This window comes from Mesorhizobium sp. M0698, assembly GCF_040320455.1.
Lineage (GTDB): Bacteria > Pseudomonadota > Alphaproteobacteria > Rhizobiales > Rhizobiaceae > Mesorhizobium.
Genome location: NZ_JAMYPQ010000003.1, coordinates 500,894 through 517,734, shown reverse-complemented (window position 1 = coordinate 517,734; position 16,841 = coordinate 500,894). Strand labels below are relative to the sequence as shown.

Here is a 16,841-nt window from a genome sequence, read left to right as displayed (position 1 = left end):
CGGATCAGGCGGCCTTCTTCTTGGCCAACCGTGCCTTGATGCTGGCAACGTCGGCACGCGGCGTCGCCGCGAACAGCGTCCTGGTGTAGCTGTGCTTGGGGTCGGCGAAGACCTCGTCGCGCGAGCCGTATTCGACCGCTTCGCCGAAGTACATTACCATCACGTCGTCGGCGATGTAGCGCACCACCGACAGGTCGTGGCTGATGAAAACATAGGTTAGCTGAAACTCGTCCTGCAGGTCGGCGAGCAGGTTCAGCACCTGCGCCTGCACCGAAAGATCAAGTGCCGAGACCGGCTCGTCCAGCACCAGAAGGCTGGGGTTGAGCATCAGCGCGCGGGCGATGGCGATCCGCTGGCGCTGGCCGCCCGAAAACATATGCGGGTAGCGATTAAAGTGCTCGGGGCCGAGACCGACCTTCTTTAGCATCTTCATGGCAAGATCGCGCCGCTCGTCGGCCGTGCTGTCGGTATTGATGAGCAGCGGCTCGCCAAGCACGTCGCCGATCTTCTGGCGTGGATTGAGCGAACCATAAGGGTTCTGGAAGACGATCTGGACCTTGCGGCGCATTTCCTTCGACAGGCCGTTCCTGCCGATGTCTACCTTCTTGCCGTCGATGAAAAGCTCGCCGGAGGTCGCCGGGTCGATCAGGGTGATGATGCGGGCGAGTGTTGACTTGCCGCAGCCGCTCTCGCCGACGATGGCCAGCGTCTTGCCCTTGTCGACGCTGAACGAAACACCCTTGACCGCATGAACCGTACGGGAGGGGCGGAAAAGCCCGCCACCGACATGATAGTCGCGCACGATGTTCTTGCCTTCGACTACGGTCACGCTCATGAGGCGGTTCCTCCTGCGGACCGGGCTGCGACTACAGATGGGGCCGGCTCAAACAGCATGTCGGAAACAGTAGGCAACCGGTCGCCGACGGCGTTTTCGGGCAGTGCCGACAGGAGCGCGCGCGTGTAGTTGCTCTTGGGGGACTCGAACAGCGACAGCACGTCGGCCTCTTCCATCTTGCGGCCCTTGTACTGGACGATGACACGGTCGGCGGTCTCGGCAACCACCCCCATATTGTGGGTGATCATGATCAGGCCCATGCCATATTTGGCCTGCAGGCCGACCAGCAGATCGAGGATCTGCTTCTGGATGGTGACGTCGAGCGCCGTGGTTGGCTCGTCGGCGATCAAAAGCTTGGGATTGCAGGCGATGGCGATGGCGATCATGACGCGCTGACACTGACCACCCGACATCTGGTGCGGGAAGGAGCCCAGCCGTTCCTCGGGGTCGGCGATGCCGACCAACTTCATCAATTCGATGGCACGCGCCCGGCGCTGGGCGCGGTCCATGCCCATATGGAAGCGCAGCACCTCCTCGATCTGGAAGCCGACGGTGAAGCACGGGTTGAGGCTGGCGACCGGCTCCTGGAAGATCATCGAAATGTCCTTGCCGACGATCTTGCGCCGCTCGGATGGGCCGAGCTTGAGCAGGTCGATGCCGTCGAAGGCCATGCGGTCGGCCCTCACCGTCGCGGTGTTGGGCAAAAGCCCCATCACCGCCAGCATCGCCACCGACTTGCCCGAACCGGATTCGCCGACGATCGCCAGCACCTCGCGCGGTTCGACCGACAGGTCGATGCCTTGTACCGCCATGAATGGTCCAGCGGCGGTGTCGAAGGAAACGGTCAGGTTCTTGATCTCGAGAAGAGGCATTGGATTATGACCTCTTCAGCTTGGGATCGAAAGCATCGCGCAAGCCATCGCCGATCAGATTGATGGCAAGCACAGTGATCAGAATAGCAAGGCCGGGGAAGGTCACCACCCAAGGCGCGCGCAGGATGAACTCGCGCGCCGAGGCGAGCATCGTGCCCCATTCCGGCGTCGGCGGCTGCGCACCGACACCGAGGAAGCCGAGCGCCGCAGCCTCGAGAATAGCGTTGGAGAAGGACAACGTCGCCTGCACGATCAGCGGTGCCAGGCAGTTCGGCAGGATCGTCCTCACCATCAAGCGAAGATGACCGGCACCAGCCACCTTGGCGGAGATGACATATTCGCGGTTCTTTTCGGCCATCACGGCGGCGCGGGTGAGGCGCGCAAAATGCGGCTGCAGCACCAGCGCGATCGCCAGCATGGCATTGAAAAGGCCGGGGCCAAGGATCGCCACCAGCACCAGCGCCAGAAGCAGCGACGGGAAGGCCAGGATGATATCCATGATGCGCATGATCAGCGTGTCGACCCAGCCGCGGAAATAGCCGGCGAGCACGCCAAGCACGATGCCGCTGGTGAGCGAGAAGACAACGACCACCAGGCCGATGAACAGCGAGAAACGCGCCCCGAAGATCAACCGTGAAAGCATGTCGCGGCCGACCGCGTCGGTGCCGAGCAGGAACATCGATTTGCCGCCTTCCTGCCAGGCAGGGGGTGCCAGCAGCGCATCGCGAAACTGCTCGTCGGGCGAATGTGGGGCGACGAACGGCGCAAAGATCGCCACCAGCACCAGCGCCGAAAACACGACAAGGCCGATGACCGCGCCGGTGTTCATCGAGAAGTAGTGCCAGAACTCGGCGAAAGCCCGTTGCCTGCCGCCTGTCGGGATGGAGGCGGCGGTAGCTTCGGCGGCGGATTCGTCGGTCATCTCACTGCACCCGGATGCGCGGATTGATGACGGCGTAGAGCACGTCGACGATCAGGTTCACCGCCATGACGATCAGCGCGATGATCAGCAATCCGCTCTGGACGACGACATAGTCGCGCTTGCCGATGGCATCGATCATCCATTTGCCGATGCCCGGCCAGGAAAAAATGGTCTCGGTCAGAATGGCGCCCGCCATCAAGGTGCCGACCTGCAGTCCAATGGTGGTGACTACCGGGATCAGCGCGTTGCGAAAAGCGTGCAGACCGATGACGCGGCGCGGCGCCAGGCCCTTGGCGCGCGCGGTGCGGACATAGTCCTCGCCCAGCACCTCGAGCATCGCCGAGCGCGTCTGGCGCGCTATGACGGCAAGCGGGATCGTCGCCAGCACGATCGACGGCAGGATCAAATGGCTGACGGCAGATTTGAAAGCGCCGCTCCTGCCGGAGATCAGGCTGTCGATGAGCATGAACCCGGTCGTCGGCCTGAAGAAATACTGCAGGCCGATACGGCCGGAAACCGGCGTCCAGCCGAGATAGCCGGAGAAGAAGATAATGAGCAGCAGCCCCCACCAGAAGATCGGCATCGAATAGCCGGTCAGGGCGACACCCATCGTCGCCTGGTCGAACCAGGAGCCGCGCTTGACCGCGGCGAAAATGCCGGCGGGGATGCCAAGCAGGACGGCGATGATCAACGCCACCGTCGCCAGTTCCAGCGTGGCCGGAAACAGCGCCTGGAATTCGCCGAGCACTGGCCGCTTAGTGGCAATGGATATGCCGAAATCGCCGGTCAGAACCCTGCCGATATATTCCAGGTATTGGATGACATAGGGCCGGTTGTAGCCAAACTGCTCGATGAGCTGGGCGTAGCGCTCGGGGCTGACGCCGCGCTCGCCCGCCAGGGCCAGGATAGGATCGCCGGGCAGAAGCCGGACGAAAGCGAACGCCGCCAGCGATATGCCGAACACGGTCGGGATGATCAAAGCGAGCTTGTGGAGGAGATAACGGAGCATCTTGCTTCATAGAACGGCGGCGCGGGAAGTCCAGCGCCGCCGTTCAATTTCTCAGGACTTATTCGGTGACGTCGACGCCGTCAAACCGATGAATGCCGAGCGGGTCCATAACGAAGCCCGACACCTTCTTGTTCATCGGCATGAAGACCTTGGAGTGGGCGATGGTCAGCCACGGAGCCTCACGCTTGAACACCACCTGAGCTTCCTCGTAGATCTTGGTGCGCTCAGCGACGTCCGTCGTCGCCTTGCCTTTTTTCAGCAGGGCTTCGAATTCCTGGTTGCACCAGATCGCATAATTGGACTGGCCGATGGCATCGCAACCGAGCAGGAAAAAGAAGTTGTCCGGATCGCCATTGTCACCGGTCCACCCCAGTTGGAAGGCGCCATCGCGATCCTTAGCCTTGCCGCGCTGGCGATACTCGGTCCATTCGTAACTGACGATCTCCGCCTTGACCCCGACGGCGGCATAGTCGGCCTGGATCAACTCGGCGACGCGCTGGGCGTTCGGGTTGTAGGGGCGGCTGACCGGCATAGCCCAGATCTTCATCGACAGATCCTTGACGCCTGCATCGGCCAGCATCTTCTTGGCCGCCTCCGGATCATAGGGATCGTCCTTGATGTCCTTGTTATAGGACCACATGGTCGGCGGGATCGGGTTGATGGCCGGCGCACCGGCGCCCTGATAGACCGCGTCGATGATCGCCTTCTTGTTTACCGCCATGTTGAGGGCCTTGCGGACCTCGACCTTGTCGAAGGGCGGCTGCGTCGTGTTGTAAGCCATGTAGCCGATGTTCAGGCCTTCCTGCTCGTCGACCTTGAGGTTCGCGTCGGCCTGCAGTCCGGCAATGTCGGCCGGCGCCGGGTATGACATGATATCGCATTCGCCCGCCTTCAGCTTCTGCGCGCGCACGGCGGGGTCGGGCGTGATGGCGAAGATCAGATCATCGATCTTCTGGCGGCCGCCATAGTAGCCGTCCCATGCTGCATAGCGCACGACCGCATCGACCTGATAGTCGACGAACTGGAACGGACCAGTGCCGACCGGCTTCTGGGTGAACTGCTGCCTGGTGCCGGCCTTGTCGAGCTGGTCGGCATATTCCTTGGAAACGATCGAGGCGAAATCCATGCCGAGGTCCGGCAGGAAGGCGACTTCAGGCTTGTTCAGCACGAATTTCACCGTCAGGTCGTCGACCTTGACGATTTCCTTCAGGAGATCGGGGAAGCCCATGCCGGTGAAATATTCCCAGCCGGTGCCTTCCAGATAGCTGTACCACGGGCTTTCTTTCTTCCACTGGCGTTCGAAGGAAAAGATCACGTCGTCGGCGTTGAGGTCGCGCGTCGGCGTGAAATAATCGGTCGTCTGGAATTTCACACCCGGGCGAAGCTTGAAGGTGTATTCGAGACCGTCGTCGGAAACCGTCCAGCTCTCGGCCAGGCCGGGCGAGATGGTGGTCTTGCCATGCTCGAACTCGACCAGGCGCGAATAGATGGTGCGCGACGAAGCGTCGAAGTCGTTGCCGCCGCTCCATGGCGACGGGTCGAAGCCGGCCGGCGATGCCTCCGAGCAATAGACCAGTTGTTTTGCATTGGCCACGCCGCCGAGGACGCTTGCAGCCAGCAACGCGGCTGCAAAAGTCAGTTTCTTTTTCATTGAGCACTCCCTGATGTTCTTCCAAGCCCCTCTGTCAGGCTCGCGAAGGCCGCATATAAGCACCGTTTTTCTAGCTTTGGAACTGCTTGTTTGCCTAACCCACGGGAAGCAGAAAAAAATTCCGGCATGCGGCGAATTGTGGAAAAAACCAGCCGAATCCGCAGATCACGACATTATTAGCGACTTCAATTTTTTGTTGATCGGCAATGCCGCCAATCGGGGAATCGAGCCGTCCGGTTCAAGCGATGCGCGTCCGAAAACCGGTCCCGGCCAAGAGGTTTGACGGCAAGTCTTACCGCACTCCAGGTAGCGAGGCTTGCACGGCCGCTTGTGGCAATACATAGATAGATGGGCAGCGTGCCGGATTTTCCCAGGTTCCGGACATTGCGGCAAGCGTGGGATATCTTTGTTGATCAGGGTGGTGGTGGCGCGCAAGCATGCCGAAACAATAAGAACGATTGAGGGAGCGACAGGTGGCAAAACCGGCAAAGACAACCAACGCGGCGAAAGCAAAGGCCGAGGCAACATCGAAAGCGGTCAAGTCAAAAGCGGCCGCCGCCAAGCCGACGGCTACCGCGAAGGCAAGCGCGAAGCCGGCGGCGAAGACCACGGCTGGAACGGCTGCTAAACCGGCAACCGGCAAGACTGCGCCTGCTGCAAACTCTGCCGCCAAGCCGGCGGCGAAGGCAGTGCCGACAGCGCCACGACCGCCGGCAGGTCCGGCCAAGAGATTACCGAGGGCGATCACCGCACTGGCCGCTGGCCTGCCTGAAAAACCGTGGCTCCAGAGTTACCCAAAGATCGTGCCGGCCGAGATTGGCGACCTGCCCTCCAGCTCGATCGGCGACTTTCTCGTCGCCGTGTGCAAGCAGTTTGCGAATCGGCCGGCCTTCGTCTGCATGGGCAAATCGATCACCTATGCCGACCTCGAGCGACAGTCGGCCGCCTTCGGCGCCTATCTGCAATCAACGGGGCTGCAGAAGGGCGCGCGCGTCGCCCTGATGATGCCGAATGTGCTGCAATATCCGGTGGCGATTATGGCAGTGCTTCGCGCCGGCTATGTCGTGGTCAACATCAATCCGCTCTACACGCCGCGCGAGCTGGAGCACCAGCTCAAGGATTCCGGCGCTCAAGCCATTGTCATCCTCGAAAATTTTGCCTGCACCCTGCAGGCGGTGATCGCCAGGACCGCGGTCAAGCATGTCGTGGTCGCCTCGATGGGCGACATGCTCGGCGGGCTCAAGGGAACGATCGTCAACTTCGTTGTACGCCGCGTCAAGAAGATGGTGCCGGCATGGTCGCTGCCCGGCCATGTCAAGTTCAACGCCGCGCTGAAGGCCGGCACCGGCATGGCCTTCAGGCCCGCAAAGGTCGCGGCCGACGACATCGCCTTCCTGCAATACACGGGCGGCACGACCGGCATCTCCAAGGGCGCGATGCTTTTGCACAGCAACATTTTGGCGAACGTCGCGCAGAACGCGCTGTGGGCCGAAGACGCTTTTGCCGCCAAGCCGAAGCCGGCGCATCTGAACTTCCTCTGCGCGCTGCCGCTCTATCACATTTTTGCGCTGACGGCGAATGTGCTGGTAGGCATGCAGCAAGGCGCGCAGAATGTCCTCATCCCCAATCCGCGCGACATTCCCGGCTTCGTCAAGGAGCTGCAGAAATACCCGATCCACATCTTTCCGGGCCTCAACACGCTGTTCAATGCGCTGCTCAATAATGAGGATTTTCGCAAGCTCGATTTCAAGCCGCTGATCCTGACGCTGGGTGGCGGCATGCCGGTGCAGAGGGCCATCGCCGAACGCTGGAAGGCGCTGACCGGCTGCCCGATCAGCGAGGCCTACGGGCTCACCGAGACCTCGCCGGGGGCAACCATCAACAAATTCAGCGACGGCGTTTACACCGGCACGATCGGCCTGCCGCTGCCCTCGACCGAGATCGCCATCCGCGACGACGACGGCAACAATTTGCCGCTCGGCGAAGTCGGCGAAATCTGCATCCGCGGACCGCAGGTGATGGCCGGCTACTGGAACCGGCCGGACGAGACCGCCAAGGTGATGACCGAGGACGGCTTCTTCAAATCGGGCGACATGGGCTTCATGGACGAGCTTGGCTACACCAAGATCGTCGACCGCAAGAAGGACATGATCCTGGTTTCCGGCTTCAACGTCTATCCGAACGAACTCGAGGAAGTGGTGGCGCAGCATCCAGGCGTACTCGAAGTGGCGGCGATCGGCGTGCCGGACGAGCATTCGGGTGAAGTGCCGAAGCTGTTCGTCGTTAAGAAGGACCCGGCACTGACCGCCGACATGCTGACGGCTTATTGCCGCGAGAACCTGACCGGCTACAAGCGTCCCAGGTATATTGAGTTCCGCACCGAGCTGCCGAAGACACCGGTCGGCAAGATCCTGCGACGGGCGTTGCGGGGCTAGGCGCAGCTTGAGCGATTGCATCGCCGGCGCCAACGCCGTGAGTATAGGTTCGCGCCCAGACCCGGCAGAGTTCATCCGGGCGAACATGCGGATCGCCCCCGTGCCCGCGCTTCCCGAAATTCGGCTTTACACCGCCCATCCGGGAAGCGGGCTCAGGCGGCTTCTCGAATGGAACCAACATGCGACCGAAGAAGACGGACCTGAACCGGAGCCACCGTACTGGGCCTATGTCTGGGCCGGCGGCGCGGTGCTCGCCCGCTACATATTCGACCGGCCGGAGACCGTGGCCGGCCATCGCGTGCTCGACCTCGGCGCCGGTTCGGGTCTCGTCGGCATTGCAGCGGCAAAAGCCGGGGCAAGCGCGGTCGTCGCGGCCGAGATCGATCGCAATGGTGTGGTTGCGCTCGGCCTCAACGCGACTGCGAACGGCGTCGCTATCATGATCATTGGCGAAGACATCACCAGCGGTCCGCCGCCACCGGTGGATGTCGTGGTGGTCGGCGACCTGTTTTACGCCCATGATCTTGCCGGCCGGGCCCTTTCTTTCCTCGACCGCTGCCTTGCAGCCGGTATCGCCGTGCTGATCGGCGATCCGGGCCGCGCCTATCTGCCCCGCTCGCGGCTTCGCCTGCTGGCCGAATACGAGGTGCCGGATGTCGGCGAAGGCAGGAATGCGGCGATGAAACCGAGCGGCGTGTTCTCGTTCGGACCAGCTAGCTGCGAGTCTAGACTGTCTCGCTGACCCGCGCCGCAAGAAAATCGGGCAGATCGGCAACCGAATCCAGGATGACGTCGGCGATCTGCGACAGCGATTCCCGTGTGCCGGTGCCGGACAGCACGCCGATCGCCAGGCCGCAGCCGCCGGCGCGCGCCATCTCCAGATCGTGACGATTGTCGCCGACCATTGCGATCGCCGCCGGCCTGAGCCCTGTCAGGTCCGAGAAGGCAAGGATCGTATCCGGCGCCGGTTTTGGATTGGCCACCGCGTCGTAACCATAGGCGGCTTCGAAAAGCTGCGCGACGCCCAGAGTGACCAAGGTCTTTTCCGCGCCGCTGGTCGAGTCGTTGGTGGCGACGCCAAGCCGGTAGGATTTTCTGTGAAGCAGGCCAAGCGTCTCGACCACACCCGGCAGCGCCACCGCCATTGCCGATCCCTGCGCCGAAGTGATGGCGTTGAAGCGGGCGACGGCAAGCATCTGGTCCTCGTCGGACAGCCGTGGAAACCACAGCTCGACGACGTCCATGTTGGTGCCGGAGGCAAAAATTGAATCCGGCTTGAAGCGCTTGTTGGCGAAGTCGAAGCCCGCCGCCGCAAGCAGCCTGTCTGCCCTCCAGCGATCGCCTTCGGCCGCATCCATCGCCATGAAGTCGGCGATGCCCAGCCATGTCGCGTTGAAATCTACGAGCGTGCCGTCCTTGTCGAACAATATTCCCTTGATGTCCGCCAAGCTTTTCACTCCAGGCCGCGCAAGCGGTGAATGTATTCCACCAGTCCGGCAGTCGAGGCATCCCGATTTGCGGCGTTCTCCTTGCCTTCAACGACGGGCAGCAGCCCGGTCGCCAGTTCCTTGCCGAGTTCGACGCCCCATTGGTCGAAGGAGTTGATGTTGAACAGCGTGCCTTCGACGAAGACGCGGTGTTCGTAAAGCGCAATCAGCCGTCCGAACGTGTGGGGGTCGAGTTTCCTGTAGAGGATCGTCACTGAGGGGCGATCGCCGGAGAAGACACGGTGCGGAGCAATCCTGTCGACATCGGCCGGCTTCATGCCTTTCGCCAGCATCTGCGCTCGGGCTTCCTCAAGCGTGCGGCCCTTCATGAAGGCTTCCGACTGCGCCAGGCAATTGGCAAGCAGACGGTCGTGGTGATGCTTCAGTTCCGGCTCGTGGCCGACGGCAGCGGCAAGGAATTCGACCGGAATGAAATCGGTGCCCTGATGCAGAAGTTGGAAGAAGGCATGCTGGCCATTGGTGCCGGGCTCGCCCCAGACCAGCGGGCCGGTCGGCGTCGTTACAGCGCCGCCGTCCAGGGTGACGCTCTTGCCGTTCGATTCCATGTCGAGCTGCTGCAGATAGGCCGGTAGCCTGGACAGACGCTGATCGTAGGGGATGACGGCGCGAGCGGGGTATTTGCAGATCACGCGGTGCCACCAGCCAATCAGCCCCATCAGCGCCGGCAGGTTCTTCGCCAGCGGCGCGGTGCGGAAATGCTCGTCCATCTCATGGGCGCCGTCGAGAAAGGCGCGAAAATCCTTCGGGCCGATGGCGATCATCACCGGCAGACCAATCGCACCCCAGACGGAATAGCGGCCGCCGACCCAGTCCCAGAAGCCGAAGACGCGATCGGGCGCGATGCCGAATTTGGCGACCAGGTCGAGCGCCGTCGAGACGGCGGCGAAATGCTTGCCGACCGCTTCCTTGCCGAGCGCCTTCTCGACCCATCTGCGCGCGGTTTCGGCATTGGTCATCGTCTCGACCGTGGTGAAGGTCTTGGAGGCGATGATGAACAGGGTGGTTTCGGCGGAAAGACCCTTCAGCGTGTCGTGGATATGGGCACCGTCGATATTGGATACGTAATGCGCGCGCGGCCCGTCATGATAGGGCGCCAGCGCCAGCGTCGCCATGGCCGGGCCGAGATCGGAGCCGCCGATGCCGATGTTGACGATATCGGTGATCTTCTTGCCGGTCGCGCCGGCCGCCTTGCCGGAACGCACCGCGTCGGCGAAGGCACCCATCGCGTCGAGTACGGCAAGGACTTCCGCCTTCACGTCCTGGCCGTCGAGCACGATGCCCTTGCCGGTCAGGTTGCGCAGCGCCGTGTGCAGCACGGCACGGCCTTCAGTGACGTTGATCTTCTTGCCGGCAAACATCGCGTCGCGCCGGCCTTCGAGGTCAGCGGCCTCAGCCAGCTTCTCCAGCAACTCCATAGTCCGCGCATCGACCGCGCATTTCGACCAGTCGAGCAGCAGGTCGCCGTCACTGGCGGAGAATTTCTCGAAGCGCTGCGGATCGGCAGCGAAAGCCTCGCGCATCGAGCCCGATTTGGCCGCACGATGATCGCGCAATGCGTCGAGCTGCTTTTGAAAGGACGATTGATCCACTGCTTCGCTCCGGTCTCTTGAGATGCATCTTATCAGGCCGGATGTTTCCGGCGCGTGTCGTCGCGGCAAACTATCGGGTCGAATTCCATCTGTTTCAATGCGCAGCGATGCCGCAGCGCAGCGTGGGCCGGCTCAAAGGATCACTGGCATAAATCCCAGCGATCAGAAAAATTGATTGGCGCAACACCTTGTGCCACCGGTACATTCGACTGGTCCAGCCAAGTGAAAAAAGCTGGCCATCGAGGAACATCTCCCATGCCACAGCGAAACGACACGGCCATATGGTCCGGCCTGTTCCGGATTTCGGCGGAATCCGGTCAGACCCTGCAGGCGCAGATCCGCCAGGCGATCGTCGCCGCCATCCTCGACCGGCAGATCGCGGCTTCCATGCCGCTTCCGTCCTGCCGGATTCTTGCCGAAAAACTCGGCGTGGCGCGCGGCACCGTGGTGCTGGCTTTCCAGCAGCTGGTCGACCAAGGCTTCCTGGTGGCGCGCGAGCGCCGCGGCCATTTCGTCAATCCCGAAGTGCTGGCGACGCCGGCCAAGCCGCATCAGAAGGCGCCCGACCAGGCCAACGAGATCGACTGGAAGGCGCGTCGGCAGATCGCGGCGAGCGACATGCCGCCGCCGGCCAAGCACGACAACTGGATCAAGTCGTCATACCCCTTCGTCTATGGCCAATTCGACCCGGCGCTGTTCCCGACCGCCGAATGGCGCGAGTGCAACCGCATGGCGTTGGCGGTGCTCGAAATCCGCAACTGGGCATCCGACATGGTCGACCGCGACGATCCGCTCCTGATCGAGCAGATCCAGGCACGGCTGCTGCCGCGACGCGGCATCTTCGCCAATCCCGACGAGATCATCGTGACGTTGGGCGCGCAGAACGCGCTTTACATGCTGGCGACGCTGTTGATGACCAAGGGCTCCAAGGTGGCGATGGAGGACCCGGGCTATCCCGATGCACGTTCGATCTTCCGGCTGGCCGGCGCCGAGATCCAGCCGGTTCCGGTTGACCACTCCGGCATCGTAACCTCGGCCATTCCCAATGATTCCGGCTTCGTCTTCGTCACGCCCAGCCACCATTGCCCGACCATGGTGCCGCTGTCGGCAGAGCGGCGGCAGGAGCTTTTGGCGCGCGCCAACCGGCACAACCAGATCATCATCGAGGACGGATATGACAGCCAGCTCCTGGACGAGGCGCCGCAGCAGGCGCTGAAGAGCCTCGATCGCTCCGGCCGCGTCGTCTATGTCGGCTCGATGTCGAAGACGCTGGCTCCCGGCCTCAGGCTCGGCTACATCGTCGCCTCGGCCGGGCTGATCTCCGAGCTTCGGGCGCTACGCCGCTTCATGCTGCGCCATCCGCCGGCGAACAACCAGCGCGCCGTCGCATTGTTCCTGTCGCTCGGCCATCACGAGGCGCTGGTGCGGCGGCTGTCGAGCGCCTTCGACGAGAGGCGCAAGCGTCTGGTCCATGCGATTTCCGCCTTCCTGCCGGAGTGGCGCTCGACCGATTCGGCCGGCGGCACGTCGCTCTGGCTCGAGGGGCCGCGCGGCACCGATTCGCGCGGGCTGGCGGAGGCCGCGGCCTCGCGCAGCGTCATCATCGAGCCTGGCGACCGCTTCTTCGACCGCACCGAAAAGCCATCGCGTTTCATGCGCTTGGGCATTTCCTCGATCGCGTTGCAGCACATCGAACCCGGCATCCGCGAACTGGCGACGGCAGCTGGACGCAGGCCGGCAGCGGCCTGATCTCCCTTCCCCGACCGGAGCCTGGCGCATGTAGTGCGGCGCCGGTTCTTTAGCTCCTTGGCATATGCGACGGGACCGGCTGGCACATAGGCTGTGCCAATGCCGGCGGCATAGTCGCTGTATAGAGGGGACGAAGCAGGCCGATGGTGGACCAACCGCCGCGCCCGCTCCGCAGCTAAAGTTGGAGTGCCTTCATGCCAATGGCCCATGAGAAGCAGGACGTGTCCGCAGACCAGCGTTCGCGGCGGTCCGGCGGGCGCGAGGCGCGCCGCGCCATGCGGGCGGCACCGCTTGCCGACGACGTCAAGCCGGTGCGTGCCGGCCTCGAAGGCGGAAGCTACAGCCCGCTCAGCGGCAGCGATTGCGAACGTATCCACGAGGCCGTGCTTACCCTTCTTGAGACGGTCGGCTTCGCCAACGCCATCCCCTCCTGCATCGAGGCGCTGACCAAAGCCGGCGCGACCTTCAGTGAGGACGGCCGCCTGCGCTTTCCTCGCGGCCTTGTGCTCGACACCATCAAGAACGCGGCGCGGCATTTCACCCTCCACGGCCAGGATCCGAAGCACGACATGGTGATCCAGGGCAAGCGTGTGCACTACGGCACTGCCGGTGCTGCGGTGCATCTTGTCGATGTCGAAAAGCGTGAGTATCGCGAGTCGCTGCTGCAGGACATTTATGATGCCGCGCGCCTAGTCGAAGGGCTCGACAACATCCATTTCTTCCAGCGGCCGATGGTGCCGCGCGACATTCCCGACCCGCTCGATATGGATTTCAACACGCTCTACGCCTGCGTCATGGGCACGTCGAAGCATGTCGGCACCTCGTTTACCGTGCGTGAGAACGTCAAGCCGGCGCTCGACATGCTCTATGCGATCGCGGGCGGCGAAGAGAATTTTCGCGCGCGGCCTTTCGTCTCCAATTCGAACTGCTTCGTCGTGCCGCCGATGAAGTTTGCCGAGGACGCCTGTGGCGTTCTCGAAGCCTGCGTCGAGGGCGGCATTCCGATCCTGCTGCTGTCGGCAGGACAGGCGGGTGCGACGGCACCGGCGGCGATTGCTGGCGCCGTGGTGCAGGCGGTCGCCGAAGTGCTCGTCGGCCTCATCTACGTCAACGCCATCAAGCCAGGCCATCCGGCGATTTTCGGTACTTGGCCGTTTGTCTCGGATCTCCGGACCGGCGCCATGTCGGGCGGTTCGGCCGAGCAGGCGGTGCTGACCGCGGCCTGCGCGCAGATGGCGCAATTTTACGACCTGCCGGGCGGTTCGGCCGCCGGCATGACAGATTCGAAACTGCCTGATATTCAGTCCGGCTACGAAAAGGGCATAACCGACGTGATGGCCGGTCTTGCCGGCCTCAACCTGGTTTACGAATCGGCCGGCATGCACGCCTCGCTGCTCGGCTTTTGCCTTGAGAGCCTGATCATCGACAACGACATGCTCGGCCACTGCCTGCGCTGCGTGCGCGGCATCGAAGTGACGGACGAGTCGCTGTCGATCGACACGATTGCCGATGTCTGCCTGAAGGGCCCGGGCCATTATCTCGGCAACGAGCAGACGCTGCGGCTGATGCAGACCGAATATTTCTATCCGGCCGTCGGCGACCGCTTTTCGCCGAAGGAATGGAATGAGAAAGGCAGGCCCGATATCCTGCAGCGGGCGATCATCGAGAAGAAACGCGTGCTTGCCGAACGCTTCCCGCGCCATGTGCCAAAGCCGGTCGACGACAAATTGCGCGCCCGCTTCGGCGATATGATCAAGCTGCCGCGCGGCAGAATGGGCGGCTGAGCGTTACCCGCTTGCCGCCAGCAACAAGACACCGGCCAGCGCCGATCCGGCAAGCGTCGGCAGCATACCGATCTTCAGCTTCAGAATGGCGATCATCGAGGCACAGGAAAGCAGCGCAGCGCGCCAGTCTATCGATGAAAGCACCGGCACGTCCATTCCAAGCCCGACATTGCGCACTTCGCCGAAGATGACGTGCAAGCCGAACCATAGAGCGAGATTCATGATGACGCCGACGACGGCGGCGGTGATCGCACCGAGCGCCGCCGACAGCGCCTTGTTGCCGCGCAGCGCTTCGATGTAAGGCGCCCCAAGGAATATCCATAGGAAACATGGGGTAAACGTCGCCCACAGCGTGAACAGCCCGCCAAACAGTCCGGCAAGTAGCGGCGCCAGCAAGCCCGGCTGGCGGAACGCGGCAACGAAGCCGACGAACTGCAAGACCAGGATGAGCGGACCCGGCGTGGTTTCGGCAAGTCCGAGGCCGTCGACCATTTCACCGGGTGCCAGCCAGCCGAAGTACTCGACCGCTGCCTGCGCGACATAGGCAAGGGCTGCGTAGGCGCCGCCGAAGGTGACGACCGCCATGACACTGAAGAAGCCACCGATTTGAGTCCAAACGCTGGCAGGGCCGGTGAAAGCCCAGACCAGCAGAACAGGCCCCAGCCAGATCGGCAGCCAGATCGCCAAAGTGCGCGGCGCGTGCCATCGTGTCGGCCTGACGTGGGTCAGTTCACCGCGCTCGAACATCAGATCGACCACGCCCTTTATGTCGGGAACATCGCCCTTGCCATGCGAGGCGCCGGAAAAAACTGCCGGCGCACTACGGTTGCCGATCCAGCCTGCCAGCCCAGCAAGCAGCACGATCAGCGGAAACGGCACGTTCAACGCGTAGATGGCGATGAAGGCGGCGAGTGCGATCGACACCATGACCGGGTTTTTCAGCGCGCGTCTGCCGATCCGGATCACCGCCTCGATGACAATGGCGAGCACGGTCGCCTTGACCCCGAAAAACAGCGCCGCGACGAGTGGTACATCGCCATAGAGCGCATAGAGGCTGCTCAGGACGAGCATGACAAGCGCGCCCGGCACGACGAAGAGGAGGCCGGCAACAAGGCCGCCGACCGTTTTGTGCAGCAACCAGCCGATATAGATGGCGAGTTGCTGGGCCTCGGGGCCAGGGAGCAGCATGCAGTAATTCAACGCATGCAGAAAGCGCTGTTCGCCGATCCAGCGCCGTTCCTCGACCAGTTCCTTGTGCATGAGCGCGATCTGCCCGGCCGGGCCGCCAAAGCTGAGCACGCCGATTTTCGCCCAGACCTTCACGGCCTGCCGGAAGCTCGGCACAGCGGGCTCCTGGATCTCCGCCGGCTTTTTCGAAAGGACGGCGCTCACGATGGTTTGCCTGCGCCGAGACTGACTGCGCCGGCGACCGGCCAGTTATGCGTCTCCTCGGTTGCATCGCGGCACCAGCGGAAGAACGCATCGTAAAGCAGCATGCCGGCCTCGAGCTGCTCTAGATCGTCGCGAAACATCCGTGACAGGCCAAGCGAGGCGGCCAGGAACCCGGCCGCCTGTGGAACAAGATCGAGGCTCGCAGTATCGGCAGCGCGTATGATCGTGGCCAGGCGATCGAGCGCTTCGGATTTGAGCCCGAACTCCTCGATCATGGTGTCGAAGGTGCAGCGTTCGCCGCGGTGGCTCCAGAACACGTTCTCGATGTCGAAAGGGATGGCCTGAAAGCGATCGGCGACGGCCGCCACTTCGGCCGGCTCGACGAAGAGAAAGACCGCGTGAGGATCGATGAAGCGCCGGATCAGCCAGGGGCAGGCGATGCGATCGACCTTCGGGCGCGTACGCGTTACCCAAACGGTGCGGCCCTTGGCATCGGCGGGCGGTATCTTGTCGGCGTGAACAAGAAGGCCTTTGGCATCGCGCCATGCTTCAAACCCGCCATCGAGCGATTCGGCGGCAACGCCCTCCTGCCGTAGCCATGCGGCCACGCCTTGCGAGAGCTTTTTTCCCTGTTGACAGACAACTATCACTTGCCTGCCGGCGAAGTCGGCAGCCCAGTTCGAGACACTCCTGAAATCACGACGATCCGACCCCGGCAGCAGTCGCGGGTCGGCGTTGTAGTCATCGTCGATGCGGACATCGATGATCGCGGGTGCACCCGGCAGCCCAATCAGACGGGACAGTTGCGGTACGGTGATGGTTGTTGTCGACGGCATGGCGTCCACCTCCTTGAAAGAGAAGCTTGGACGCGAACATTGGGCTGACGCCTCACGGGGTCGTCGCGATTAACCCCTTGCGATGATCGTGGATTTGTCGCGCTCGCTTGTCAAGCATTGCCGTTCTCGCGGGAGCAATCGCTGTTGACAAATGACCGCGTCCAACCCTGTGCCGGGCATTTCTGCCCATTAACGGCAGGCTATCGCAGGTGGAAAGCCGAGGCTTTCGCTCTACGATGTACCCCCACCCCTACCCCTC

15 protein-coding genes are annotated in these 16,841 nt (G+C 62.8%); 6 read left to right on the top strand and 9 right to left on the bottom strand.

Translation table 11 applies throughout. The annotated features are described in order from the left end of the window. Window positions 1–4 precede the first annotated feature (4 nt). The 5 genes from NKI16_RS10110 to NKI16_RS10090 are packed head-to-tail and all read right to left on the bottom strand — an operon-like array spanning window position 5 to window position 5,289. A complete protein-coding gene (locus tag NKI16_RS10110) occupies window positions 5–835 on the bottom strand; it encodes a dipeptide ABC transporter ATP-binding protein (protein WP_023676825.1) in 831 nt (276 codons plus the stop codon). Continuing rightward, the gene (locus NKI16_RS10105) at window positions 832–1,707 is read right to left on the bottom strand and encodes an ABC transporter ATP-binding protein (protein ID WP_023676824.1); all 876 of its coding nucleotides are present in this window, start codon (window positions 1,705–1,707) and stop codon (window positions 832–834) included. The genes NKI16_RS10110 and NKI16_RS10105 overlap by 4 nt, the downstream gene beginning before the upstream one ends. Window positions 1,708–1,711: 4 nt before the next feature. Further along, complete coding sequence (locus NKI16_RS10100; RefSeq protein ID WP_023676823.1) at window positions 1,712–2,629, bottom strand: ABC transporter permease subunit; 918 nt, start codon at window positions 2,627–2,629, stop codon at window positions 1,712–1,714. A 1-nt stretch (window position 2,630) separates the two neighbouring features. Continuing rightward, window positions 2,631–3,638: an ABC transporter permease subunit gene (locus tag NKI16_RS10095; RefSeq protein ID WP_023676822.1), complete on the bottom strand. Its 1,008-nt coding sequence runs from the start codon at window positions 3,636–3,638 to the stop codon at window positions 2,631–2,633. A gap of 58 nt (window positions 3,639–3,696) precedes the next feature. Further along, window positions 3,697–5,289: an ABC transporter substrate-binding protein gene (locus NKI16_RS10090; RefSeq protein ID WP_023676821.1), complete on the bottom strand. Its 1,593-nt coding sequence runs from the start codon at window positions 5,287–5,289 to the stop codon at window positions 3,697–3,699. 13 nt (window positions 5,290–5,302) lie between these two features. On the opposite strand from NKI16_RS10090, the gene NKI16_RS10085 reads away from it, so the two are divergent. From NKI16_RS10085 to NKI16_RS10070, 4 genes are all read left to right on the top strand, one after another. Then, entirely contained in the window at window positions 5,303–5,572 is a 270-nt protein-coding gene (locus NKI16_RS10085) for a hypothetical protein (protein WP_352570256.1), read from the top strand. Window positions 5,573–5,698: 126 nt separating this feature from the next. Then, complete coding sequence (locus NKI16_RS10080; protein ID WP_352570254.1) at window positions 5,699–5,917, top strand: hypothetical protein; 219 nt, start codon at window positions 5,699–5,701, stop codon at window positions 5,915–5,917. Between the two features lie 61 nt (window positions 5,918–5,978). Beyond that, a complete protein-coding gene (locus tag NKI16_RS10075) occupies window positions 5,979–7,724 on the top strand; it encodes a long-chain fatty acid--CoA ligase (protein WP_352756000.1) in 1,746 nt (581 codons plus the stop codon). 85 nt (window positions 7,725–7,809) lie between these two features. Beyond that, window positions 7,810–8,466 carry a class I SAM-dependent methyltransferase gene (locus tag NKI16_RS10070; protein ID WP_352755999.1) on the top strand — a complete coding sequence of 219 codons (657 nt, stop codon included), beginning with the start codon at window positions 7,810–7,812 and terminating at the stop codon, window positions 8,464–8,466. Here NKI16_RS10070 and NKI16_RS10065 read toward each other — a convergent pair. Both NKI16_RS10065 and pgi read right to left on the bottom strand, forming a co-directional pair. Further along, the gene (locus NKI16_RS10065) at window positions 8,450–9,172 is read right to left on the bottom strand and encodes an HAD family hydrolase (protein WP_023676818.1); all 723 of its coding nucleotides are present in this window, start codon (window positions 9,170–9,172) and stop codon (window positions 8,450–8,452) included. The genes NKI16_RS10070 and NKI16_RS10065 overlap by 17 nt on opposite strands. Before the next feature lie 5 nt (window positions 9,173–9,177). Next, window positions 9,178–10,821, bottom strand: coding sequence for a glucose-6-phosphate isomerase (gene pgi / locus NKI16_RS10060; RefSeq protein ID WP_352922624.1), 1,644 nt, complete (start codon window positions 10,819–10,821; stop codon window positions 9,178–9,180). Window positions 10,822–11,076: 255 nt separating this feature from the next. On the opposite strand from pgi, the gene pdxR reads away from it, so the two are divergent. Both pdxR and NKI16_RS10050 read left to right on the top strand, forming a co-directional pair. Next, the gene (gene pdxR, locus NKI16_RS10055) at window positions 11,077–12,570 is read left to right on the top strand and encodes a MocR-like pyridoxine biosynthesis transcription factor PdxR (protein WP_023676815.1); all 1,494 of its coding nucleotides are present in this window, start codon (window positions 11,077–11,079) and stop codon (window positions 12,568–12,570) included. Window positions 12,571–12,764: 194 nt separating this feature from the next. Further along, window positions 12,765–14,354 carry a trimethylamine methyltransferase family protein gene (locus NKI16_RS10050; RefSeq protein WP_352455053.1) on the top strand — a complete coding sequence of 530 codons (1,590 nt, stop codon included), beginning with the start codon at window positions 12,765–12,767 and terminating at the stop codon, window positions 14,352–14,354. A 3-nt stretch (window positions 14,355–14,357) separates the two neighbouring features. On the opposite strand, the gene chrA is transcribed toward NKI16_RS10050, so the two are convergent. Both chrA and NKI16_RS10040 read right to left on the bottom strand, forming a co-directional pair. Beyond that, window positions 14,358–15,746 (bottom strand): chromate efflux transporter, encoded by a 1,389-nt coding sequence (gene chrA / locus NKI16_RS10045; RefSeq protein ID WP_352703327.1) that lies wholly within the window; start codon window positions 15,744–15,746, stop codon window positions 14,358–14,360. Continuing rightward, window positions 15,743–16,582 carry a chromate resistance protein ChrB domain-containing protein gene (locus NKI16_RS10040; protein WP_352570244.1) on the bottom strand — a complete coding sequence of 280 codons (840 nt, stop codon included), beginning with the start codon at window positions 16,580–16,582 and terminating at the stop codon, window positions 15,743–15,745. The genes chrA and NKI16_RS10040 overlap by 4 nt, the downstream gene beginning before the upstream one ends. Window positions 16,583–16,841 lie beyond the last annotated feature (259 nt).